Source organism: Sphingomonas sp. OTU376, assembly GCF_038440415.1.
Lineage (GTDB): Bacteria > Pseudomonadota > Alphaproteobacteria > Sphingomonadales > Sphingomonadaceae > Sphingomonas > Sphingomonas kyeonggiensis_A.
On the sequence record NZ_JASATQ010000006.1, the window covers coordinates 83,867 to 108,356 of the forward strand.

The window sequence follows — 24,490 nt, forward strand, 5'->3', positions numbered from 1 at the left end:
TCGCTCCCGCAAGAGCCTTTCGCCTTTGAGCAGGTCCGAGTGCTCGCCCGGCCTATCGCGTCGCTGCGAACCGGGAGTCCGGACCTGGTCAGCGCAAGGTTGCAAAAGGATGCGCCAAGAATATCCGTACTGTATCGTCAAGCGCTAACGCGGTTCGATAACATCTATGGATCAGGAATAGGCCCCGCAAAGAATCTCCCCGAATATATCGCGTGCAAAGCCGCTCTGCGAAGCGTGGTCATCTGGATTTCCACGGTGCCAGTGCACGACAAACAGGGAGAATTGGCGCCATTATGGTCGGAATTACTGGGTTGCCACCGGGCGGCGATCACCTGGTCCGGCCCGGCTGAGATCGCGACCTTCGGCAAGGACCTGAAGGCGATGACCGAAGGCGCAATGCTGGTGTTGAGCTACGCGGCAACGGCCTCGAAGCTCGAGGCAGGACCGGGAATGTACCGCGAAGCACAGGCGCCGGAGAGCGTGGAAAGCGCAGAAAACAGCCATTGATGAGGCCCCGGCACATCCTCTCTCGACGGGTGGCGGGAATAACGAACTCAAAATGGGTGCTTTCGCTCTTCATTTCAAAACCACGGGCTTTCTTGCACATTAATGCCCCAGCATCATAATATTATTACAACAACGACTGGCCGGGAAATCTATTAGAACGGCTTGAAGCCCGGATCCGTTTGCGAATCGGCCCGAGTCTTCTCGCTGGAAGTCGAAGGGCCGCCCTGTTCGGCGTCCGTGATACTTTCTGGAGCGCAGGGCGGCATTGGCCCGGCGCGCCACGCGCTGTCCGTCCGGCCAAGGCCCTATGGCTCCTTTCGAGCCGGAGCCGGAGGCGTGCGCGACAGCGCGCGTGCAGGGCGTGCGATGAAGGGAGCCGGCGGCGGTCGGTCCTGCCCAAGCCCGACGGGGCACGCCCTACGCTGATTGAACCTTTGGCCCGGGCTGGCGGCATATTCTCCGCAAGCTGTCCGCACGGGTCAGGCCGCCTCGATTTTTCCCGCAGCCGGCCGCGCCGCGCCCAGAGGTTCGATGAAGGTGATCTCGATCGAATTCGAGGTCAGCAGCTCCCAGCCCCCACCCACCTGCAGGCGCAGCGCGCGGTCGTGGAAGCGCAGGATCGTTTCGCGGTGACCGACGCTGACGAAGGTCGTGCCGCTCTCGATCAGCGTCTTGTAAAGCCGAGCTTCGGTCGGGATATCGACCGCGCTGGTGGACTCGTCGAGAAACACGAAACGCGGCCGAGAAATGAGGATGCGGGCAAAGGAGATCCGCTGTTGCTCGCCGAGCGAGAAGACCTTGCTCCAGTCGCGCTGCGCATCGAGGCCGCCTGCCTTTTCGATGAGGTCCGGCAGGCAGACGCGTTCAAGGACTTCCTGCAATTCCGCCTCGGTCATGTCCGATCGGCCATGCGGGTAGAGCAGCTGCGAGCGCAGGTCTCCCAGCATCATATAGGGCTTCTGCGGCACGAACATCATGTCTTCGGCAGGCGGCATGGTCATGACACCCGAACCGCGGCGCCACAGACCGGCCATCGTCCTGAGGATCGAACTCTTCCCCACACCGGTCTGGCCGATGATGATCAGGCTCTGGCGAGGCTCCATGACGAACGATACGCGCTGGGCAAGTCGCTGCTCGCCGCCTGGCGTTTCAAAGCAGACGTCACGCAGCGCAATGTGATCCCCGCGCTCGATCTGGATATGCTGATCGTGCCTCTCGGCCTGTGCATCCATCTCGTCGAAGCGCTCGACGATCTGCGCCAGTCGCACGACACGGGGCGCGACGCCGGCAAGATATGGGATATATTCCTGGAGCGACATGATCGATCCGCGCAGCTGGGCGGCGGCGCTGGTCGCCAGCGCGATGATCCCGAACTCGATCTTTCCCGTAAAATATAGCGGATAGATGAGGATGAGCGGGGCGAGGCTCCATACGTCTCCGAAGAAGCGTGTGATGATGCCGGTCCACAACTGGTAATAGTAGATCTTCATCCGGTTCTGGACGACGCGACGCAATCGCCCCTGGACCTGCCGTTCCTCCATCCCCTCGCCGCGGAAAAAGGCGATCGTCTCGGCATTGTCGCGCACGCGAAGCAGTCCGAATCGGAAATCGGCATGGGCTGCAACCGCGTCGAAGTTCATGCGGATGAGCGGCCAGTAGATCGCCGTCTGCAGCACCATGCCGATGACCGAGTAGCCGATGACGAACGCCGTCATCGTCGAGGTCACCTGCGAAAGGAGGAGCCCGTTCGTTGCAATGCCGAGAATGGTTCCCAGGACCTTGGTCGGGAATTCCAGGACGGCCTGGGTGAAGGGCTCGACATTGTCCTGGATCCGCTCGTCGGGGTTATCGACATCGTCCTTCATCGCGATGTCGTAATAGGTCTTGTTCTGAAGGTACCGGGAGACCATCCAGTCCGTCATCCACCGATACCATTGCATCTTCATCAGCGTGTTGAGCAGATCGAGGATGGTCGTGTAGACCCACTGTCCCAATCCAAGGAAGAAGAGCAGCCAGAAGATCCAGTACCAATGGTCCTGTTCCTTCGCGACGAGCGCGTTGGTCTGTTCGGCCGTGATCCTCGCGATCGTATAATTATAATAGGCCCAGGCGGGACCGATCAGGATCCCGAATGCCAGAAGCACCCAGGATTTCCAATGTGTCCTGTCGGTCCAGTACGGCTTGGTCAGGCGCCAGATGCGGCGCAGCAGCCGCATATCCAGTCGATAGTCGCGAGGGTCGATCGTGATGGTCTTGGCGTCGGTCATCTGGTCGATAGGGTCCTGGGAACGGCGCGAGCCTGCGGCGGGGAGACCGGCCGCGATCATCCGTGATCACAGCCGGGACGGTCTTGTTTGCTGCTGGCCGCCCGGCTCAACTCGTCGTGATCGAGCCCAGGCCGACGGTGAAGTCGGGGCGGTCCTGTGCGACGTTCCGCTCGCCTTCGACCCAGGTCGCAAGCCCGTCCTTGACGTCCCCTCGCCCGACGTCGGTCGCACCGATCATCACCATGCCCGCGGAGGAAAAGCGGGCAAGGGTCTTGCCCTTATCGCCTGCCGCCTTCGCACCGCGCCGACATTCCCCCAGCGCCGACAGGGCCTGCCCCCGCGCCTTGGCGTCAGGGTCCCGGGCCGCGGCCGTCTGGTATTGGCCGGCCTGCGCAAATGCCTCCATGCAGGATTTGAACAGCGCGCTGTTGCGATCGACGTCCTTCCCCGCGGCATATTGCCTGACGAGAGAGGCGTAGACGGGCTGAAAGATCGCAGCCTGGTTCGCTGAATAATTGCGCTCCTGGCCCGGCCTCTGCCGATTGTAGGATTGCTGACGCGGCATCGCGCTATCCAGCTCCGAATAAGGATCGCCGCTCGCTTCGCGGTTTTTCATGTCCTTGGCGAAATTGCTGTTCGGTTTGCCGTCGCACCCGGCGACCAGCAAGACGAGCGCCAGCGTCACAATTCCCTGCTTTCGAACCACGCGTCACTCCTTCGGCCATTGCGGCGGACTGCAAGCATCACCGGGCTCTTCGAGCCGTCGCATTTCTGGGAGAACGAGCGAGCGACATGAGATTCGCAAAGCCGGGTGCGCTGCTGGGCGAAGTCGCCCGGTTTATCCCGCGCTCGCGTGTCGGTCGGCTACGCCGTGGCTGCAATTCCGCGCGTGCTGGCTCGTTCCAGTCAGCGCATGAAGCATCGCACGGGCAAATCAGGCGAAGCGGGCGACGGCCAGCGCAGCGGCTCGCTGCCTGTCCCGGTTCGCACGGTCGGCGCCGGCGTTGTCGTATCAAAGGCACCTGCATCCGACCGCGCCGTAGAACCAGACATTGGCTCAGTGGACCTGGCCAGGCGACTGGCGCGCGAGGCGCGCATACGAACCGAACAGCTCCCTGACATCGATGAAGCGCGCTGGATGATCCTGCTCGATATCTATGTCGCGATGCGAAGCGCGCGCGACACGCCGTTCATGAGCGCCGCGCATGCGAGCAGCGTTCCGACGTCGACCGCCCAGCGCTATATCCACGAGATGACCTCCCGCGGCCTGATCCTTCAGGAGCGTTCGGGAAAGGATCAGCGAACCACGCATGTCCGGCTTACCGAGGAGGCGATGGCACTGATCGATCAGGTGTTGAGACGCATCGAGGGCTTGCGGCGTACCTAGGCAGCTCGCTCTCCGGCGGCAGGCGAGCAAAGATCGTTGACCCTGCGTGCGGTGAATATGAGAACAGGTCGGCCAGATCCGTCACGGCGCATCGCGTGCGTCGAGCCCCGCTGACCAACCGGTGTCCCCGCGTGCGGCGGAGACACCGGTTGCCGATTACCATTTTGCGTGAATGGCGGCAGCGAAACTCCGCGGCGTTCCGTACCAATTACCAGCGTCCGGCGAAGACCCCACCGATTGATAATAGCTTTTATCGAACAGGTTCTCGAGATTGAGAGATGCCGACCAGGTTCCGGAAATGCGATAGTCGATGCGGGCCGAGGCGACCACATAAGCGGGCACCGTGAATGCGAACGGGACGGTGTCCGGCACGTCATAGGAGGTGCACTGGCTATACCCCGTAACCGGATCCGGCGGCCCGGGATGGACGCAGACCGAGCCGCTATAATAGGACGAGGACTGCCCGTTGATGCCCGCCGACACGGTCAGGCCCGACAGCCAGCCTTTCTTGAAACCGGACGCGCCAAAGTCAAAGCTCGTCCAGAGTTTGTAGAGGTTCTTGGGCTGCTGCGACGTGAAGGGTTGCCCCTCCCGCGGCGTACCCGATCCGGTCTGCTTGTTGGTCGAATAGGTGAAGTTCGCCGCGATCTGCCAGCCGGGCAACACTTCTCCGGTGGCGTCGAAGTCGAAGCCTTTCGCTTCGTACTTTCCGTCGGGATTGTTGTAGAAACAGCAGGTCACGCCGGGGCCGACCTGCAAGAAGGGCGGATACGAGAAGTCTCGCAGCTGGAACCCTTTTTGCGTGAGGCGGTAGGCGGACAGGCTGACATTGAGCTTTCCGCCGCGCGGTGCCCATTTGAGTCCTCCTTCCCAATTCGCGCCGGTTAGAGGATCGATCGGCGTCCGATCGGGCTTCACGAAGTTGGCTTGGCTACGATAAATGTCGGTATAGCCGACATAGGCCGTGAGGCTCTTGGTAATGTCGAACGAACCGGTCACAGCCGGCGGCCAGCTGAAATTGCTCACCTTATACCTCGTCAAGGTGGTGCGATTGATGGCTCCGATTGTCGTGCAAGGCGAGTAGGTATTCGTGCACAGACCCTGTTGCACGCTATTCGTGTTGAGCCAGCTCCACCGTACTCCCGCCATCAGATGCAACCGGTTGAAGGCGGTGAGTCTTACATTGACGTAGGCGCCATATTCGACGGTTTTATTCTTCGGATAGTAAGCCACGGGCAGCGGATTTGCCGGTTCGGAATATAGCGGGTCGCCAAGATGAAAGTCTCTTACGTTGACCGGGGGATAATATAGTCCCGAGGGGCAAATGCTCGTATCCCCGCAAAAAAGCGGGCCGCCGGAATAGGGTTGATAAGGCTGGTCCCAAGAGCCCGGAATGACGGATTGGTAGTCATATTGCCCGCCGGCATCGCTTACGACGCGGCTGGCACCCATCGTCACTTCCTGTCGTTGACCGAAGATACTGAAGGCTCCGGTGAGGAGCGCCTCCAAGGAGAGCTGCTTGCTCGCGGTGTCGCCGTAGGAAGCCTGAAAGGATGCGCCTCGTCCGGTATCGGGGTCCACGGCCCCCTGCACATATCCATATTTGTACTGGCTGGTCTGCCGATTATAGGTGGCGCTCACCTTCAGATTCCAGTCCGAATGGATCTTTTGCTCGACACTGCCGAAGATTTCGGTCGTGTCGAAATTCCATCGGTTCCAGGGAAAGGCGAAGGACGTCGATCTCGGGAGCTTGATGTCGGCGCCATTGGAGTAGCGCGGCAAGCCGCCGAACCAGGGCCGGCTATTCTGGTTGGAATAGGTGAGCCCGGCAGTCAGCAACGTCGTCGGCGTCGCGTCGAGTTCCGCAATGCCATAGATGATGTTCTTCCTGTCCTTCGCCCCTTCATAGAAATTGCGGTTGTTCTGATAGGTCATGACAAGGCGGCCTCGAAGGGCGCCATTCAACGCGAGAGGTGATGTGGCGTCCGCGACCACGCGGTAATTTTGCCAGCTTCCGGCCTGGGCATCGATCGTGTACTGCGCATGATCCAACGGTTTCTTGCGGACAAGGTTGACCGTTCCCGATGGGTCGCCGTAACCGGTGAGGACGCCCGACGCGCCTCGGAGCAGTTCGACATGATCATAGACGGACATGTCGATTTGCGGCTGGAAACCGGTATCCGAGGTGGGCAAGGGCGCGCCGCCATCGACCTGGATGCTCCTGATCACGAATCCGCGCGAGAGGAAGTTGGTTTCGAGATTGCTGCGGCCTTGCGTCAACGTGACGCCGGGTAGTTGCTTCATGGCAGAGCTGAAATCGGTGACATTCTGCTCCTGCAGGCGCTGGCTGGTGAGGACCGACACCGATTGCGGCACGTCCTTGATGGCCTGGGGTGCCTTGCTGCCGATCGTGACAGCGCCCGAGGTGAAGCTGCCCGTCCCTTCGGTCGCGGTGATGTCGCGCGATCCATTGACGCCGTTCACGCCCGCATCGCGACCGGCGCCGCCGAAATAGGGTGAGCCGGCGCCGCCCTCGATGCGCACCGCACCGGTCACACGCTCGCCGTCCACGGTGACGACCGGCGCCAGGCTGAAGGTTCTCGCATCGGACATGTGGGAGGCAAGGCCGGTACCCGCGAGCAACCGGGCCAGCGCCTCCTGGACGGTGAAGCTGCCATCGACACCGGGTGAGGAGCGCCCGGCAACGAGCTCGGCCGAATAGGCCAGTTGCACATCCGCGGCTCTGGCGAATTCCTTGAGGGCCTGGTCGAGCGGCTGCGCGGCGATGTGAAACTCGCGGGTGTCCTGAACGGCCGGTCGCGTCGCCCTATCCTGTGCGCAGGCGGGCGAGACGCTCGCAGCCAGCGCGACGGCAAGTGCAGCAAGCGACGTGGTGCAACGCGGGAAGATGGAAGCGCGGCGAGCAATGGTCTTCACGTCTGGAAACCCCCTAGCATCGCCGGCGAGGACCCTTCCCCTTGTTGAACGACGATTACCGGGATGACGAGGGTCAGGGGCAAGCGCCCAACCGGGAGGTACGAAAAAATATTGCGGAGATAGCCGGCCAGCACCTTCGAACCGGAAAGTGCGCTTGCCTGTCGGCGAAACGGATCGCCGTTTCCGGACCGTTGCTCTGTCTATGTCGAGTGATGTTTGGGGAAGTTCGTGGAGGTTACCATCCGGATACCAGGATGAGCCCGCCGATCCGATGCACCCGAGCCCCCTGGGAGCGTGCAAGCGCCATGAACCCCTGCTCCGCCCGGTCGGTGGCGAACACTCCGCCGACCCGGGCATTTCGCATTGATCCGAGAACCACGATGCGCCCTGGTATATAGTGATCGAGCAGCGCGGCGGCGTCGGCGAAGCGCTGGCCGTCGATCACGATGTGGCCGGCAAGCCAGGCCAGGCGCTCCCTCGACCGACGCATCTCGACAGGGCCGCTTCCGCTCCAGCGCGCAGCATGCCCTGCCCTCACGACACGGATGAAACCGCTTTGTTCCGTACGCACCGTGCCTCGCAGCACATCGACCTCGACCCCGGCGCTGCCTGTCGCGTCGACAGTATAGGCCGTGCCGATGGCGGTCGCCCGGCCACCCTTTGCAAGAACGACGAAAGGCCGCCCCGGATCATGCGCTACGTCGAACCAGGCCCTCCCCCGCCGCAACACGATCTCTCGGCGTCTGGCCGAAAAATGGACGTCGATGGCACTTGCGCCGTCGAGAAGGACGCGCGATCCGTCCTGCAGAACGACCCCATGGGCCGGCCCATCGGCGACACTGAAATCGGGCGGGAAGAGAAACTCGGGCCGGACGAGCAGCACGCCCAGCAGAAACGAGGCCGCAAGGGCGCCCCAGACCAGGCGCCGGCGCGTGCCCGCGCTTCGGCGAAAGGCTCGCTCGACCTCGGGCCGGGCGGCGGTGATCGCATAGAGACGCCGCGCGTCGTCAAAGGCTGCGGCATGTGCCGTGCTGCTCGCACGCCATGCCTGAAACGAGGCAAGCTCGTCTTCGTCCGTATCACCCGAAACGAGCCTTGCGACCCATCCGCGAGCAGCGGACGACAGGTCTTCTTCCTTCGGCGCGATCCTCTCCATGACGAATGGTAGACGCTTCCCGATCGTCAGCGCCCAACCCCCTATTTCTTCGAAGCCGTCCGCTGGCCGGATTCCTCCGCGCGAAGCAGGGCCAGTGCATCAAGGGCTCGCTTCATGTGTTTCTCCACGGCGGTCGTCGAGATGGCGAGACGGCTCGCGATCTGCCGGTACGGAATCGCTTCAAACCTGTTGAGCGTGAAAATCTCCCGGGTTCGGGCTGGCAACGCGTCGATCACGGCCATGGTACGCGCGAGCTCCTCGCTCGCTAGGGCGCAGCGTTCCGGCGAGTTGACGGTCATGTCCTGCAGCCCGTCCATGACGAGCGACATCGCTTCGGCCTTGAGGGAATCGCGTCGCCGTTGGGCACGCAGATCGTCCCGAGCCAGGTTGGCCGCGGCGGCGAAAAGATAGGAAGCGGGATTGAGGATCTCGTCGCCGCGCTCGAGCCGGCGCGGGCCAATGCGCAACCAGAGATCCTGCGCGACATCCTCCGCGGTCGCAACGCAGCCGGTGCGCCGTGTCAAGAAACGCACCAGCCGGGGACGTAGCGTGCCCCAGTCAAGCGCCTCGCTTGCGTTTTCGGCCTGGGTCATGCGCCACGCGTCTCCTGCGTCCTTCGAAGGAGAAACGAGCCGGAGGCGGCAATATGACAAAACGGGGTCGGCTCGCGCTCGGCGATGTCGACCGGCAGCCGGGGGCGGAGCGATAGATGACGCTCCGCTCCCCTGCCACGGTTCATCTGGCCCTGCGCAGGCCGGTCAGCTGCAGTAACGCGGCGGCGAGTGCCAGCCCCACGCCAAGCACGGATACCGCTGTCCAACCGCCCATGCCCCAGGCAGCAGTCGCGGCCGCGGCGCCAGCGGCACCTCCCAGGAACATCGAGCCCATGAAGATCGTGTTGAGCCGCGCCCGCGCTTCGGGACGAAGCGCGTAGACGATATGCTGGTTGGAAACGAGGACGCTCTGCACCGCGAAGTCGAGCAGGATACATCCCACAACCAGTCCGGTGATCGACGACCAGAGCCCGAACATCGCCCAGGACAGGACAGTCAGGAGTGTGCCTGCAAGGATCACCTTGTGCGGACCCCGGCGATCGGCAAAGCGCCCTGCAATGGGTGCCGCGAGAATGCCGACCGCGCCGACGATCCCGAAGAGCCCGGCGACTTCCGCTCCCTGGCCGAAGCGCGGTTCCTGCAGATGGAGCGCGAGGATCGACCAGAAGGACGTGAAGGCGCCGAAGAGCAGCGCTTGCGTCACAGCGGCAAGACGCAGCTCGCCAAACTCGCGCCACAGATGGACCAGCGAGACCATCAGGCTGCCATAGCTGTGCCCGGTCTCTGGCTGGCTGCGCGGAAGCGTCGATGCCATCAGGGCCCCTGCGCCGAGCGCGAGCGGAACGCCGAGCCAGAACATGGCGCGCCATCCTTCATGCGCCGCGACGAACCCGGAGAGGGTCCGGCTCAGGAGGATGCCGCACAGCACGCCGGACATGACCGTGCCGACGGTCGCACCGCGCTTCTCGGGCGCTGCCAGATGCGCGGCGAAGGGCACGATCTGCTGGGCGACGGTCGATGCGAAGCCGAGTACCAGCGAAGCGGCGAGCAGGAGCAGCGGAGACGGCGCCAGTGCCGCACCGACCAATGCCAGGCCGAGGACAAGGAACTGGATGACGATCAGGCGCCGGCGCTCGACGAGATCGCCGAGCGGTACCAGCGCGAACAGGCCGATCGCGTAGCCGAGCTGGGTAGCGGTCGGGACGAGCCCGGTGATGCCACCCGGCAAGTCCTTCTCCATGATGCCGAGCATCGGCTGGTTGTAATAGATGTTGGCGACGGCGAGGCCCGAGGCCACGGCCATGACGAAGGTCAGTCCCCGCCCGATAGCCTTGCGGGCGGTTCCCGTTTCCCGCGCTATAACGGTGTCTTGCATATGGAAGTCCTCATGAAAGCGCATCCCGGCACGCTTCTCGGGCGCAACGGGCGGACGGCTTCGGTTTCGACGAATATGGAATTGCATCGCGATCCGGTGTAGTCGGATCATTTGTTCGGCCAGAATAACCGGAAACGTTATAATGGATTTTGCTGACCTTCGGGTCTTTGTCGAGGCCGTGCGGGCCGGCAGCCTGGCCGCGGCGGCGCGTCGCCTCGGCCTCAACGCGATGGGCGCCTCCAGAAGCCTGGCCGCGCTCGAGAAGGAAGTCGGCGCCCGTCTTGTCCACCGGACGACCCGTGCCTTGTCGCCGACCGCCGAGGGCGAGACTTTTCTCGCCTTCGCCCAGACGGTTCTCGACGAGCAGGCGGATGCGCTCGCCGCGCTGCGACCGAGCGGCTCGGGGGTCTCGGGCCAGTTGCGGATCACCACATCGACCGCGTTCGGGCGCAAGGTCGTGACCCCGATGATCGCGCCGTTCATGGCCGACAATCCGGGCTTGCGGGTCGATCTTCTGCTCACCGACGACCAGGTCGACATCGTCGGCCAGGGGATCGACCTGGCCGTACGCATCGCGAAATTGCGGGACAATCATCTCGTGGCCCGGCGCCTGGCCGACAATCCGCGGCTGCTCTGCGCGTCGCCGGCCTATGTCGCGCGGCATGGTATGCCCCGGTCTCTGGGCGAGCTTGCGGATCGCGCCTGCCTGGCGGCAAGCAGAACGTCCCACTGGACGTTCCTGCGAGGCGGCAGAACGGTGCGGCAGAAGGTCGGCGGCCCCTTCACCGCGAGTTCGATCGAGGCCCTGCATCAGGCCTGCCGCGCAGGCCTTGGCATCGCCAATCTCTCGGCGTGGAATGTTGCGGACGATGTCGAGCGAGGCACACTCGTCCCGATCGAGATCGAGGAGGCCCAGCCCGAGCCGCTTGCGATCTGGGCCGTCTATCCGACATCGAGGCTGGTGCCGGCCAGGGTGCGGATGTTCGTCGCGGCGCTCGAGCACGCCCTTGGGGATCCGGGGCGCGCGCATCCTAACCGCCAGGACCGATCGCGGCCCTGACGACCTCGGGCGTCAGCGGCATGTCGCGCAGCCGAACGCCGGTCGCATCCGCAACCGCGTTGGCGAGTGCTGCCGAAGCCGGGCCCTGCGAGGTCTCGCCGGCGCCAAGGAACGGCATGCCCGGGCGATCCATGACATGGACATCGATTGCGCCAGGCACGTCCTCGAAGCGCAGGATCGGATAGCTTCCCCAATCGAAGCTCGTACGGCGGGTCGCATCGAAGCTTACGGCCTCGCGGGTCGCCCAGCTCAGCGACTGGATGATGCCGCCTTCGACCTGGTTGCGAATGCCGTCGGGAGATGCGGGCTGCCCGGCATCCACGGCGGCGTGCACGCGGTGAACGGTAATGACGCCTGTTTCCGGCTCGACCTCCACTTCCATGGCGATGGCGCAATAGGCGCCGATATTCTTGTAGCGCGCGAATGCCATGCCGCATCCGCGCCGGCCATCGCCTGCCGGGCGATGCGACCAGCCAAAGCGGCCCGCGGCCTCGATCATCACGGCGCGTGCCCGGTCGTCCTGCATATGCGCGAGGCGAAAGGCCAGCGGGTCGACGCCGCCGGCTCTTGCCAGCTCGTCCAGCATGCTTTCGATGGTGAAGACGTTGAGATGCGCGCCGAGCGAGCGCAGCGCCGACACGCGCAGCGGCATTTCCGGCACGAAATGATAGAGGACGTTCATATTCGGGATGGCGTAGAGCGGGTTGGCATTCCGGTCGCCGTCGCCCTCCGGCATGGGAATGGGCTTGGCTTCCTGGGGAGCGAAGCCCGGCCTGATCTGCTGCGCGGCCAGATAGCCGCCAGCCTTGACCGCGCGCGTGTTGTGGGAGTTGCTCCACACTTCATAGTTCCAGTGCGCGATCCGCCTGTCCGGTCCGAGCGCGGCCTCGACCTTCGTCACCATGCCGCAGCCGCAGGGTTCCCAGCCGAATTCCTGCTCGCGCATCCACTGAAGGCGGATGGGCTGCCCGGGCAGCGCCATGGCGATTAGACCGGCCTCGGCCGTCACATCGTCCGCGCCGTTCTGGCCATAACAGCCCGCCGATGGGCTATGGATGCAGCGCACCTTGTCCGGCGCAAGGCCGACAAGCTCCGCGATCGCCCGGTGCATGTCGAACACACCCTGGCTATGGGACCAGATGGTCAGCTCGCTGTCCCTGAACTGTGCCACCGCGCAGGACGGACCGATCGACCCATGACTGTACCAGGGCCTGGAGAAGGTGCCGCGCACGGTCTTCCACGCCGAGCGATTTCCGTCATGCGTGTCGAGCACGACGATCTCGCGCGATGGCATCGATTGCAGGTGACGCGGGCCGTCGGCGGCCGGCAGCGGCGGCAGGGTCCGGATATAGTCGCTTTGCTGCGCGACCCGCATCGCCTTGATCGCCTGCCATTCCTGGCGCGCGACGACCGCCAAGAAGTCGCCATTCTCGATCACGGCGACCACGCCCGGCATGGCCCGGGCGGCGGCGAGTTGCGGCGCGGCGAGCCTGGTGCCGTAGCTCGGTCCCCGCACGACCCGCGCATGCAACATGCCGGGCAGACGAAGATCCTGCACGAATGCTTCCCCGCCGACGAGCTTGGGCGGAATGTCGACGCGCGGGATGCTGCGCCCCATCGTCCGGTAGCCCCGCGGGTCGCGCCGCGGAGCATCGGCCACCGCCTCGACATGGCGCGAAAGCGTCGCGGCAAGTTGTCCATAAGGAAGCCGGCGGCCGTCCGGGGCGACGATATGCCCCTCGCCGCTGGTCGACAGCCGATCGGGGGCGACATTCCAGATTTTCGCGGCCGCGTTGGTCAGAAGCATCCGGACATTGGCGCCGGCATTGGCAAGGGCGGTGCCGCCATCCTGCATGGAGTGGCTACCCGCGGTCAGTCCCTCATCGGGCGTTCGCGCGGTGTCGGCAGTCACGAACGTGATGGCGGCGGGCGGCAGGTCGAGTTCCTCAGCCGCCACCTGGAGCAATGCGGTCCTGATCCCCTGCCCCAGCTCGGCCTTGCCTGAGAAGACCGTGGTGGCGCCGTCAGGGGCGATGCGGATCCAGGATTCGAGATCGGGATTGCTCTTGAGGCTGCCCGGCAGGTCAGGCCGCACGGCCTTGGGGGCAGCCCCGCCCTCCCCGCCGCCTGCAAGCTGGGCGAAGCTGCGGGCCGAAAGGGAGAAGGTGACGAGCAGGCCGCCTGCTGCCAATATATCGCGCCGCGTGAGCGCGCCCGGGCGAAGCGACTGGCTCATGCCGCAGCCCCCTTGCCGGATTGCCCTGCAACCCGGCGGATCGCGCGCAGGATGCGCATGTGCGTCCCGCACCGGCAAAGATTGGGCTGCATGTGAGAGCGAATCTCGGCTTCGCCTGGATGTGGATTGACGTCGAGCAGTGCCTGGGCGCGCATGAGCATCCCGGCGATGCAATATCCGCATTGCGCGGCCTGCTCGTCGAGAAAGGCCTGCTGGAGCGGGCTCATATGGTCGAGCGAACCAAGGCCCTCGACCGTGCGCACGGCCCGGTCTCCGACGGCGCCCACCGGCGTGATGCAGGAAAAGATCGCCTTGCCGTCGAGCTGGACCGTGCAGGCGCCGCATTGGCCGAGGCCGCAGCCATATTTGGCGCCATTGAGCCCCAGTTCGTCGCGCAGGACATAGAGGAGCGGTGTCTCCGGATCCGCAGCCACGGCCTGGGCCTTGCCGTTGAGATGGATGGTGAGGGTCATTGCTGTGCGCTCTCCTTGCGCGCCCTGGCAACCGCACGATCGAGATTCGGCCAGGCCGGCCGATCGGTGTAGCGGGACCGGGCGTAACCAAGCACGGCGGCGATCTGGGCATCGGTCAGGCTGTCGGCGAAAGGCGGCATCTTGGGCCCCCGGCCGGCGACCGGGGGCTCCAGACCGAGAAGGATCGCCTGGATGGCGCTCGTCGGATCCTCGTCGCGCAGGTTGGTGGCGAGACCGAGCGCCGGCCGCCCCTGGCCCAGCATCGGCGCGCCCTGCCCATGACAACCGGCGCACGCACCGGCGAAGAGCGTTGCCCCCTGGGGGAAGAGCCCTGCCGCCCGGGCCGGATCATCGGGTGTCGGACGGGATCGGACGGGGCTCTCGCGCCCGGCCATGCGCGAGGCGATATAGGTGGCGATGGCGCGCACATCCGCCTCGGGGACGCTTGAAAGGCTTTCGACGACCGGCCCCATCGGCCCGCCGGCAGCACTATGGTCCGGGGAAATGCCGGTGCGCAGATAGGTGTAGAGCGCATCAGGCGTCCAGGCACGGGCGGCGGGATTGGTGCGATCGAGGGGCGGCGCGCGCCAGCCCTCTGCAAGGCCGCCGGCATAGGCGCGCGAGCGGTTCTCCCCGCCTGCGAGATTTCGCGGCGTATGGCATCCCCCGCAATGCCCAAGTCCCTCGACGAGATAGGCTCCGCGATTCCATTCGGCGGACCGGCCGGGATCCGTGGCAACGGGTCCCTTGCGGAGGAAGAGCATCTTCCACCCGGCGAGAAGCGGGCGGAAGCCCAGAGGCGGGATCAGGCGATTGGACGGCGCCGCTTCCCGCACGGGACGCCTGGTCATTAGATAGGCATAGAGCGCGTCGAGATCATCGTCGGTCACATGAGTAAAATGCTCATAGGGAAGTGCTGGATAGAGGTGCGACCCGTCTCGGCTCACACCGTCCTTCATCGCCCGCCGGAAGGCCGCGGCCGACCAATGGCCGATGCCGGTATCGGGATCGGGGGTCAGATTGTCCGAATAGAGTGTGCCGAAGGGCGTAGCCAGGGGACGCGAGCCGGCCAGCGGCCGCCCGCCTTCGACGGTATGGCATACGGCGCAATCCCCGAGCCTGGCCAGCACCGCGCCGCGCGCAACCTGCGCTTGCGGAAAGGACGCTGGCGGCGGGACGGGAATCGGCGCGATCGCGGGTCGCCAGGTCAGCGCGAGCGCGAATATGCCCGCCGAGGCGAGGAACGGCAGGCCATAGCGTATCGCGGGCCTGCGCCAGAGCGCTGCCGCCCGGGAAGCAAATGCCTTCATCGCTGCACAACCTCGCGCTGATCCATGCTCTTCTCGCCCCTGGGTTGCGCGGAAAGTGCTGCGGAGCGGCGTCCGCGATATTGGCGGATCAGACGCTGATTTGGACGAAACTCACAGAGCCCGGCAGGCTGGGGCTCGAAGCGGCACCGGTTCCGGAAACGGACCGGACAGTCCCTCCCCGATCGTGATCAGATCGGGCGCTTCGCTCAGGCGCCTGACCGCCCCTGCCGCGATCGACAAGGCGATGTCGGCCACACCCCTTCCCCCAAGCGGAACACCGGCCGGCCCTTCGATCTGGCGGAGCGCGCCTTCCCGCAGGCCATGCTGCCGGAGGCGATCAAGGCGCGCCCGGTGGCTGCGCTCGGAGCCCAATGCCGCGACATACCCTGTCGGGAAAGCCAATGCGGCGATCAGCGCCGGATCATCGATCTTGCTGTCGTGGCTGAGCGTTACCACGGCGGTGGACGTGTCGGGCCGTGCCGCCCTTATGGCCTCGTCCGGCCATTGATCCATGCGGCGCATGCCGGGAAACCGCTCCGCCGTCAGATATGCCGTACGTGGATCGATGATGCTCACATCGAAGTCCAGCTCGCGTGCGAAACGCGACAGGGCTTGCGCGATCTGGACCGCGCCCACGATCAGCATGCGCCGCCGCGGGCGATAGACATTGATGAAGGAGCCTGGGCGGATGCCCGCATGCGTACGACCGGTCGACAGGTCGGTTGATGTCGCGAATTCGGTCCGCCCGGCGCGGGACGCGGCGAGTTCTGAGAAAAGTCCCTGTGGGAAGCAATCGTCGCGGACGGCCTGTACCAGGATCTCGATGGTGCCGCCACAGGGCAGCCCATGCTGCCAGCCAGCTTCGTCCGCGACACCGAAGGTGTGACGCGAGGAGCCGCCGGCCAGGGCATGCCGCATGGCGGTGAAGAGCACGTCATTCTCGACGCATCCGCCGGAGACGCTGCCCTCGAAGGCGCCATCGGCGCGAACGAGCATGTGACTCCCGACCGGCCTCGGCGCGGATCCCCAGGTCTGCAATACGGTCGCAAGCGCAAGCGGGGACCCGGCCCATTGGCGCGCGCGCTCCAGGAGAATGTCCAGTTCCGCCATCCATCGGCCAATAGCCAGGCGCACGGCCGCGTTCTTGGCGCCGGCTGACCCGTTTTGCACCGGGTTGCTGGCTCGGCTGCGGACGCCGACAGATGCCATCTCCAGCGCTTTTCACACCCGCTGGATTGCTAATCATGCGCCTCCCGCTCGTTCTTCGGGTTCCAGACACCAACGCCGTGATGGCGACGGACGCCGCCAGGCGCCGTTCGCGTCCGCCAGCCCAACCAGCGAGAGAGAATTCAAATGACCGAGCCCCTGCCCGATCAACCGACGCTCGATGATCTGCGCGAATTGTCCAAATCGATCCCGGTGGTCGTCGATTTCTGGGCCACTTGGTGCGGGCCCTGCCGTGCGATGATGCCGATCGCGGAAAGTCTGGCGGCGGATGCCATGGGAGAGGTCGTCTTCGTGAAGGTCGATATCGACAATGCGCCTGAGCTCGCTGCCGGCTTCGGCGTGCGCAGCGTGCCGACCTTCATCCGTCTGGAAGACGGCCGCGACGCCGACCGCCTGGTCGGGATGGCATCGCGGACCCGCCTCTCGCTGCTGTTCGAGGGTGCCGGCGAATGATGTACGCAGCTTTTCGCGGGGACCCGCAAGTGAGGCGCGAGTTGATCGAGCAGATCGGCGCAGGCCCGGCTTCTCCTGCGCCGGATTGGGAGGCGATCGGGCTGCCGGCCGCAATCCCGCCTGCGCTCGAGATGATCGGCCGGCTCGGCGACAGCCCGGATGCCCTGGTCCTCTGGCTCGACGCCGTCGCCCCGGGCGCTTCGCTCCGGCATCTTCCCTCGAAAATGCTGCTGTGGACGATGCACCGGCTCGAGGAGTCCGGCTTTCTGAGCGACGAGCTCGGTAAAGTCGCCGGACTTCATGCGCGACTGATCGCTGGGGATGAGCCGCCACGGGCCGAGTGGAAAGCCGTCCGTCGCGCTGCGATCGCTGAAACCAATGCGAGGCAGGGCCTCGACCGGCTGGCGCACGGCGTGGTCGAGGCGGCCGCATGGGATCCGGCGGTCGCACCCACCGTGTTGCGCGAAGCGCTAGGTCCTTGGCTGCAACATATTGCGGCGACCGCCGCTACCGGCACCGGTTGGAGCGAAGCCGATGTGCGCGCAATGCAGAAGATCGTTGACGACGCACGGGCGTCGGACCCGGCGGCAGACCCGCTGACGGTTGTCCAGGAGAAGGCACCGGCACTCCTTGCCAGGATGGACGCAGCGAGGCATGCGGACCAGGCAGCTACCGTATCGGCCGCGGCGGCTGCGCTGGAGGCCTTGATGCGCTACACCAGGGAGTGCCAACAATGTTGAGGCGCGCATCGCCTGCAGGTGGACGGCCGGGCCTTTCCGTTCCGGGGAGCCGGACCTGATGGAAGCCATTCGCGCCTGGCGGGATCAGGCGGTCGAGGAGATAGAGCGCGAGTTCAGCCGCTCTGCCGATACGCATCTCATCCGTCTGGCACCGGCAGGCGCGAACGGCATCAATCTCTATCTCAAGGATGAATCGAGCCATCCGACCGGCAGCCTCAAACATCGACTCGCCCGGTCGCTCTTTCTCTATGCCTTGTGCAACGGCTGGATCGGCCCTCGGACGACCATCGTCGAGGCATCGAGCGGCTCGACCGCGGTGTCCGAAGCCTATTTCGCGCGATTGATCGGGCTACCGTTTATCGCGGTGCTTCCCAGAGGCACCTCGCCCGAGAAGCTGTCCGCAATCGCCTTTCACGGCGGCGCGGTTCACGAGGTCGATGACCCGCGCACGGTTCGTGCGGAAGCGCAAAGGATCGCCACGACGACCGGCGGTCATTTCATGGATCAGTTCACCTATGCCGAGCGGGCGACCGACTGGCGCGGAAACAACAATATCGCGCAATCCATCTTCGACCAGATGGCGCGCGAACCGCATCCGGTTCCGCGCTATGTGATATGCGGCGCCGGAACCGGTGGCACTTCCGCCACGATCGGCCGGTATATTCGCTACCGGCGCATGGCGACGCGGTTGTGCGTCGCCGATCCGGAAGCTTCGGTGTTTCATCGTCATTATCACGACCGCGCGATCACCAGCGTCGATACCGCGCCGTCCTGCGTCGAGGGGATCGGCCGGCTGCAGCTGGAGCCCTCGTTCCTTCCCGATGTCATCGACAGAATGATCGCGGTTCCCGATTGCGCCAGCATCGCCGGAGCGCTGCGCCTGACACGGATACTGGGACGGGCTTGCGGCGCATCGACGGGAACCAATTTGTGGGCCTCGCTCCTCCTGATCAGGGAGATGCGCGAGAGGGGTGAGACGGGATCGGTGGTCACGCTCCTGTGCGACGACGGAGCACGCTATCATTCGACATGTCTCGATCCCGACTGGCGCGCCGCGCATGGCTATCGCCCAGAAATCCATGACGCGCTGTTCGACGATATTTTCGGCAGCGCCGACGAAGCGCCGCTCTGAATCTGGCCTGCGATAGGGACACCGCTCCCACGAAAATGTCGTCATTCTACAATCGCCGGTGCGCCCGCCAAAGACGCAAGCGGCCAGATGCCCTAAGCTGACTGCGGTCAGTCCGTTCGCGCGTCCGGCTCAAGGTGCTCGCCGCGAGCCCGGCTGCGCGGCAGCTTCGCCGATCAATTGAGGAGGTCCCATGGGAAAGCAGACGATCGCCGAGCTCATGGCGCTTACCCTGGCCGATGCCGGTGTCGAACGGATCTGGGGCGTGACCGGCGACAGCCTGAACGGCTTCAATGAGAGCTTGCGAAAGCTCGGCTCGATCCGATGGATGATGACGCGCCACGAGGAAGTGGCGGCATTCGCGGCGGGCGCCGAGGCATCGCTCACGGGAAAGCTCGGCGTGTGCGCCGGTTCCTGCGGTCCGGGCAATCTTCACCTCATCAACGGCCTGTTCGATTGCCATCGCAATCATGCCCCGGTGCTGGCCATCGCCGCGCATATCCCATCCTCGGAGATCGGCCTTGGCTATTTCCAGGAAACCCACCCGCAAGAGCTGTTCCGCGAGTGCAGCCACTTCGCCGAGGTCGTCACCAACCCGAAGCAGATGCCGGAGGTTCTTCATCGCGCCATGCGCGCCGCGATCGGCAAGCGGGGTGTCGCGGTGATTGTCGTCCCCGGAGACGTCGCGCTGGCAGAAGCGCCGGCAGGAGCGGTCGGCCGCTTCCCCGCCCTGCAGTCGCCGCGTTTGCTGCCAAATGCAGGCGATGTCGAGCGAATGGCGGGATTGCTCGGAGAATCCAGCGCGGTCACTCTCTTGTGCGGCAGCGGTTGCGAAGGCGCCCATGACGAAGTGGTGGCACTCGCAGACATGCTGGGTGCGCCCGTGGTCCATGCGCTGCGCGGCAAGGAACATGTCGAGTGGGGCAACCCGTTCGACGTCGGGATGACCGGTCTGATCGGCTTCTCCTCGGGCTATCAGGCGATGGAGAATTGCGACACGCTGCTGATGTTGGGCACTGATTTCCCTTATCGGAATTTCTACCCGCAGCGAGCCAACATCATCCAGGTCGACCGGGACCCCGCGCAACTCGGCAAAAGGGCGCCGCTCGCGCTGGGGGTTGTCGGCGATGTCAGGGAGACGCTTCAGGCGCTGCTGCCGCGCCTCGAGCGCAAGCAGGATCGCAAGTTCCTTGGCTCGGCCCGGGCACATTATGCCAGGGCGCGCGATGGCCTCGACACGCTCGCGACCGCCGATGGGCCTGGCCGGCCGGTGCACCCCCAATTCATCGCCCGGCTGATCAGCGAACTGGCTGATGACGATGCGATCGTCTCGGCCGATGTCGGCACGCCCACCGTCTGGGCGGCGCGCTATCTGGAGATGACGGGGAAAAGGCGCCTGCTCTTCTCGGCCAATCACGGCTCGATGGCGAATGCGCTGCCCCAGGCACTGGGCGCGCAGGCCGCTTTTCCCGGCAGGCAGGTCATCTCGATGTCGGGCGATGGCGGGTTCGCCATGTCGATGGGCGACTTTCTCAGCCTGGCGCAGCTCGACCTGCCGGTGAAGGTGGTCCTGTTCGACAACAGCCTGCTCGGCTTCGTGGCGATGGAGCAAAAGGCCGGCGGCTTTCTCGACGTCAATGTTCAGCTGAAGAATCCGGATTTCGCAGCCATCGCCGAGGCGTGTGGCGTGCTCGGTATCCGGGTCGAAGATTCCGCCGGGCTCGAGCCGGCCCTCAGGCGCGCGTTCGCGCATGCCGGCCCCGCGCTCGTCGATGTGCGTACGGCCGCGCAGGAACTTGTCATGCCGCCCGCGATCAAGCTCGAGCAGGCCAAGGGTTTCAGTCTCTATATGCTGAAGGCCGTGCTGAGTGGCAGGGGCGACGAGATCATCGAGCTCGCGCGAACCAATCTGCGTTGATCCGCACATAAGGCGGCCATGCGGAGCTTGCGGATCGTGAATTGCGGTGACCATCGCCCCATTTCATCAAGATACGACAATCACTTGCGGATACGAGCAGGCATTGAGGCCGGGTTGGCAGGATGTCGTCGCCTGCCATCGGTACGCGGATGACGTGATGCGCGCCGTGAGAAGCGCGACTGTCACGTCCACAGCGAAAGGCGGCTTGCGGGCCATGCGGGCTGGGAGCGCATCCGTGGCCGAGATGTTGGAGTATGCGACTTGATCTAGCGGCACAGCTTGCCGATGCCCTCACGCTCGCCCGGTCGAGCGATGATCTTCACGAGGCGCTCGCCCGGTCGGCGCGCGACCTCGGGTTCGATCATTTTGCGCTCGCGCTCGAGATCGGCGGGGGCGCAGCGAACGGGACTTCGGTCCTGATCCATGACTATCCGGCGAGTTGGGCCGACGTTTATGTCGGATTCAATCTCGCGGCGAGCGACCCGGTCCGCCGCGCAGCGGAGCGGAGCGTTCTCGGGTTCAGATGGGGCGGCGTCCGGACGCTCATCCCCGTAACCGAGGTGGAGCAGTCGATGTTCGACATTGGCAGCAGGCACGGGATCGGCGATGGCTACACCGTTCCACGCCACCTGCCGGGCGAGCTCACCGGCTCGTGCAGTTATGTCATCGCCCCTGGCCGAAGCTTGCCCGAGACGATGCTCGGCGTTGCCGAACTGGTCGGTGCGGCGGCCATAGCAACGGGCCGGCGCCTCGCCGGCTGGGACGGACCGGCCGAGCGGCCGCGCCTCAGCGATCGTCAACGCGACTGCGTGTTATGGGCCGCGCGCGGCAAGACCGACTGGGAAATCTCGCGCATCCTCGGCATCAGCCATGAAACGGTCATCCAGCACCTCAAAGTGGCGCGGGAACGCTATGACACAACGAAGCGCGCGTCGCTTATCCTTTGCTCTCTCTTCGATGGCCTGATCAGCTTCGCCGACATCTTCCGCTGGCGGATGCGGGAATAGGGCGGGAATCGCGCCACCGGGTCAAAAGCGCGGCTCCGGCGGTTCCAGGCTCCCCGGTATCGGCGCCGCCGCGATGCTCTCGCCCCGTGACGCATCTGTTGGACGCCTTCGAGGAATCGGCCCGCGGCTCGCGGTTGACGGGGCGGCCCCCGGATGGTGCAGTGCTTTGATGAGCCCCGAGCAAAATCCGATAGCGCCCGCGAACCGCCGGATCGCGCTCCTGATCGATGCCGACAATGTTTCACACGCGAAAATTGCCGGAATCCTGGCGGAATTGTCGAAGTACGGAACCGCCAACATACGACGGGCTTATGGCGACTGGACAAGTGCCGGACTGAAGGGATGGAAGGATAAGCTCCATGCTTTCGCCATCAGGCCAATCCAGCAGTTCAGCTATTCCACCGGCAAGAATGCGACCGACATCGCGCTCGTGATCGACGCGATGGAGCTTCTGTACACCCAGGATCTCGACGCTTTCTGCATTGCCTCGAGCGATGGCGATTTCACCCCGCTCGTGATGCAGCTGAGAGCGAACGGGCACGAGGTCTATGGCTTTGGCGAGCGCAAGACCCCGGAGCCGTTCGCAAACGCCTGCACCACGTTTCTCTATGTTGACAGCCTGGACGAGCCGGAAGCAACCGAACCCACCAGATCGCGCGTGGCGGGGAGCAATTCCGGGGTAGCAAAAGACAAACCTGGAACCCTGGTCGATCTGGCGCAGGACACGGCCCTGGTCGCCGCGCTTCGGGGTGGCGTCGAGGCTGCAGCGCGCGAGGATGGGTGGGCGCTGCTCTCGAGCGCGGGGCATGCCGTGAAACGGCAGGCGCCGATAGACCCGCGCAACTATGGGATGAAGAACTTCACCGCGCTGTTCGAGGCAACGGGGCTCTTCGAGATCGTCAGGGCCGAGAGCGGCCAGCCTTATGTGGCAGAGAAGCGCAACATGGACCGGGCCGAACAGCCAGGGATGTGAACCTCCGGCGCGGATCACTCTGCCCGCTACGGGCCCGCCGGAAAGATGCCTGCTGCCGCGGGCCGGCCAGGCGACCGGACGCACGGGCGGAAGTCACCTACGAAACGGCTTCACAGATACTGTGATGCGGGAGAGGATTATCGTCGCCTCTCCTCCTGGCTAGCATCCTCCCCATAGATAGCGAGCGGTGCGGTTCGTGCCGGACGAAGCGATCTGGCGGGTACGCCCTCGTTAGGGCGTACCCGCCAGGGAAGGTGTTTGCCGCATCGCAACAACTTGCTTTCTTCCGCAGCTGGGACTAACTCACATTAGTTGATTTAGTCCCGGCTGCGGATGCCGGACCCAGCCGCTCCGGCTTGGGTGCCAGGCGAGAAACTGCTCGCCAGCAGAGGGCGTCCCAGAGGCAAAGGCTCGATGCCGCCGCCATTCTTTTGGCGCGGCAGGTCGCTGCGCCGGGGCCCTGCTCCGGCGTCGACAGGCGTACGAGGAGATTGACGCGATGCAGCATGTGGTACTCGATGTCCCTGAGACCAAAGAACCTGGGTTCAACTGGCCGCTGCTCGCCCTTGCGGTCGGGGCCTTCGGCATCGGCACGACCGAGTTCGCCCCGATGGGGCTATTGCCGGTCATCGCGCAAGGCGTCGGCGTATCGATCCCCACCGCCGGGATCCTGATCAGCGCCTACGCGATCGGGGTGATGGTCGGTGCGCCCGTCATGACGCTGGCCTTCAGCAGGTTCGGAAAGCGGACCGCGCTGATGCTCCTGATGGCAATCTTCACTATCGGCAATCTTCTCTCGGCGCTGGCGCCTTCCTATACGACACTGCTCCTCGCGCGCCTCGTGACCAGCCTCAATCACGGCGCCTTTTTCGGTCTTGGGGCGATCGTCGCAGCGAGCGTGGTGCCCGAGGAACGTCGGGCGAGCGCGGTCGCGACCATGTTCATGGGCCTGACCATCGCCAATATCGGCGGGGTTCCCGCCGCGACATGGATCGGCCAGCAGATCGGATGGCGGATGGCCTTCGCCGCGACGGCGCTTCTCGGCATCGTCACCATTTTCGCCTTGTGGGTGGCTCTTCCCAGGGGGGCGCCGGGCAAGATGCCCGACATACGCCGAGAGCTCGGCGCGATCACGCATCCCTCTGTGCTGCTGGCGATGGCGACGACCGTGCTGGGTGCGGGCGCCATGTTCACGCTCTACACCTATATCACCCCGCTGCTGACAGACCTGACCGGTGCATCGAACGGGTTCGTCACGTTCGCGCTGGTACTGATCGGCATTGGCTTCACCATCGGCAATGCGCTTGGCGGCCGTCTCGCCGACTGGTCGCTCGATGGCGCCACCCGAATCCTGCTCGCCGCGCTTGCGCTCATCATGCTGCTGCTGCCGTTTCTGCTCTACAGCCACGTGACCGCGGCGCTGGGGCTCGTGATATGGGGCGCTGCGACCTTCGCGATCGTCCCGCCAGTACAGATGCGCGTCATGCAAGCCGCATCCGAGGCACCCGGGCTTGCTTCGTCGATCAATGTCGGCGCCTTCAACCTGGGCAATGCACTGGGCGCGGCGGTCGGGGCGGGCGTGATCAGCCTGGGTCTGGGTTATGCTGCGGTGCCTGTTGCCGGCAGCCTGCTTGCCGCGGCCGGTCTGGCGATGGTTCTTCTCGGGCAGCGCCGAAGGGCGCCGCGACGCTGCGCGGTCTGACCCCTCCACCCGATGGGCCGCGCAGCGTCTTCGCCGCTTTCAATCCAACGCCCCCGCTCACCGGGAACATGTCCGATAC

General features: G+C 64.9%; 20 protein-coding genes. 10 read left to right on the forward strand and 10 right to left on the reverse strand.

From position 1 onward, the window contains the following. Positions 1-234: 234 nt before the first annotated feature. Positions 235-507 carry a hypothetical protein gene (locus AAHM44_RS04395; protein WP_342249176.1) on the forward strand — a complete coding sequence of 91 codons (273 nt, stop codon included), beginning with the start codon at positions 235-237 and terminating at the stop codon, positions 505-507. A 479-nt stretch (positions 508-986) separates the two neighbouring features. On the opposite strand, the gene AAHM44_RS04400 is transcribed toward AAHM44_RS04395, so the two are convergent. Continuing rightward, entirely contained in the window at positions 987-2,774 is a 1,788-nt protein-coding gene (locus tag AAHM44_RS04400) for an ABC transporter ATP-binding protein/permease (RefSeq protein WP_342249177.1), read from the reverse strand. A 106-nt stretch (positions 2,775-2,880) separates the two neighbouring features. Next, entirely contained in the window at positions 2,881-3,480 is a 600-nt protein-coding gene (locus AAHM44_RS04405) for a hypothetical protein (protein WP_342249178.1), read from the reverse strand. A gap of 147 nt (positions 3,481-3,627) precedes the next feature. Here AAHM44_RS04405 and AAHM44_RS04410 point away from each other — a divergent pair, with 147 nt between their 5' ends. Further along, a complete protein-coding gene (locus AAHM44_RS04410) occupies positions 3,628-4,161 on the forward strand; it encodes a hypothetical protein (RefSeq protein WP_342249179.1) in 534 nt (177 codons plus the stop codon). A 156-nt stretch (positions 4,162-4,317) separates the two neighbouring features. Here AAHM44_RS04410 and AAHM44_RS04415 read toward each other — a convergent pair whose 3' ends face one another. From AAHM44_RS04415 to AAHM44_RS04430, 4 genes are all read right to left on the reverse strand, one after another. Next, entirely contained in the window at positions 4,318-7,098 is a 2,781-nt protein-coding gene (locus tag AAHM44_RS04415; protein WP_342249180.1) for a TonB-dependent siderophore receptor, read from the reverse strand. Positions 7,099-7,333: 235 nt separating this feature from the next. After that, positions 7,334-8,254, reverse strand: a complete 921-nt coding sequence (locus AAHM44_RS04420; protein ID WP_342249181.1) for a FecR family protein — start codon at positions 8,252-8,254, stop codon at positions 7,334-7,336. A gap of 41 nt (positions 8,255-8,295) precedes the next feature. After that, complete coding sequence (locus tag AAHM44_RS04425) at positions 8,296-8,847, reverse strand: RNA polymerase sigma factor (RefSeq protein WP_342249182.1); 552 nt, start codon at positions 8,845-8,847, stop codon at positions 8,296-8,298. 142 nt (positions 8,848-8,989) lie between these two features. Continuing rightward, positions 8,990-10,183 (reverse strand): MFS transporter, encoded by a 1,194-nt coding sequence (locus AAHM44_RS04430; RefSeq protein ID WP_342249183.1) that lies wholly within the window; start codon positions 10,181-10,183, stop codon positions 8,990-8,992. A 142-nt stretch (positions 10,184-10,325) separates the two neighbouring features. Between AAHM44_RS04430 and AAHM44_RS04435 the strand changes: the two genes are divergently transcribed. Further along, positions 10,326-11,243 carry a LysR family transcriptional regulator gene (locus AAHM44_RS04435; RefSeq protein ID WP_342249184.1) on the forward strand — a complete coding sequence of 306 codons (918 nt, stop codon included), beginning with the start codon at positions 10,326-10,328 and terminating at the stop codon, positions 11,241-11,243. On the opposite strand, the gene AAHM44_RS04440 is transcribed toward AAHM44_RS04435, so the two are convergent. The 4 genes from AAHM44_RS04440 to AAHM44_RS04455 all read right to left on the reverse strand — a co-directional run bounded on the left by AAHM44_RS04440 (position 11,215) and on the right by AAHM44_RS04455 (position 16,372). Beyond that, entirely contained in the window at positions 11,215-13,479 is a 2,265-nt protein-coding gene (locus AAHM44_RS04440) for a xanthine dehydrogenase family protein molybdopterin-binding subunit (protein ID WP_342249185.1), read from the reverse strand. The two genes, AAHM44_RS04435 and AAHM44_RS04440, sit on opposite strands and share 29 nt — an antisense overlap. Continuing rightward, positions 13,476-13,952, reverse strand: a complete 477-nt coding sequence (locus AAHM44_RS04445) for a (2Fe-2S)-binding protein (protein ID WP_342249186.1) — start codon at positions 13,950-13,952, stop codon at positions 13,476-13,478. The genes AAHM44_RS04440 and AAHM44_RS04445 overlap by 4 nt, the downstream gene beginning before the upstream one ends. Further along, positions 13,949-15,262 (reverse strand): c-type cytochrome, encoded by a 1,314-nt coding sequence (locus AAHM44_RS04450; RefSeq protein ID WP_342249187.1) that lies wholly within the window; start codon positions 15,260-15,262, stop codon positions 13,949-13,951. The genes AAHM44_RS04445 and AAHM44_RS04450 overlap by 4 nt, the downstream gene beginning before the upstream one ends. A gap of 111 nt (positions 15,263-15,373) precedes the next feature. Then, positions 15,374-16,372 (reverse strand): XdhC family protein, encoded by a 999-nt coding sequence (locus tag AAHM44_RS04455; protein WP_342249224.1) that lies wholly within the window; start codon positions 16,370-16,372, stop codon positions 15,374-15,376. Positions 16,373-16,615: 243 nt separating this feature from the next. On the opposite strand from AAHM44_RS04455, the gene AAHM44_RS04460 reads away from it, so the two are divergent. The 7 genes from AAHM44_RS04460 (at position 16,616) to AAHM44_RS04490 (ending at position 24,411) form a co-directional block, all read left to right on the forward strand. Then, positions 16,616-16,942 (forward strand): thioredoxin family protein, encoded by a 327-nt coding sequence (locus tag AAHM44_RS04460; protein ID WP_342249188.1) that lies wholly within the window; start codon positions 16,616-16,618, stop codon positions 16,940-16,942. A 41-nt stretch (positions 16,943-16,983) separates the two neighbouring features. Continuing rightward, positions 16,984-17,682: a hypothetical protein gene (locus tag AAHM44_RS04465; RefSeq protein WP_342249189.1), complete on the forward strand. Its 699-nt coding sequence runs from the start codon at positions 16,984-16,986 to the stop codon at positions 17,680-17,682. 58 nt (positions 17,683-17,740) lie between these two features. Continuing rightward, entirely contained in the window at positions 17,741-18,814 is a 1,074-nt protein-coding gene (locus tag AAHM44_RS04470; RefSeq protein WP_342249190.1) for a PLP-dependent cysteine synthase family protein, read from the forward strand. 190 nt (positions 18,815-19,004) lie between these two features. Continuing rightward, positions 19,005-20,729 (forward strand): ubiquinone-dependent pyruvate dehydrogenase, encoded by a 1,725-nt coding sequence (gene poxB / locus AAHM44_RS04475; RefSeq protein WP_342249191.1) that lies wholly within the window; start codon positions 19,005-19,007, stop codon positions 20,727-20,729. Between the two features lie 254 nt (positions 20,730-20,983). Then, complete coding sequence (locus AAHM44_RS04480) at positions 20,984-21,736, forward strand: LuxR family transcriptional regulator (protein WP_342249192.1); 753 nt, start codon at positions 20,984-20,986, stop codon at positions 21,734-21,736. 169 nt (positions 21,737-21,905) lie between these two features. After that, positions 21,906-22,709 (forward strand): NYN domain-containing protein, encoded by an 804-nt coding sequence (locus AAHM44_RS04485; protein ID WP_342249193.1) that lies wholly within the window; start codon positions 21,906-21,908, stop codon positions 22,707-22,709. Between the two features lie 499 nt (positions 22,710-23,208). Then, positions 23,209-24,411, forward strand: coding sequence for an MFS transporter (locus AAHM44_RS04490; protein WP_342249194.1), 1,203 nt, complete (start codon positions 23,209-23,211; stop codon positions 24,409-24,411). Positions 24,412-24,490: the final 79 nt, after the last annotated feature.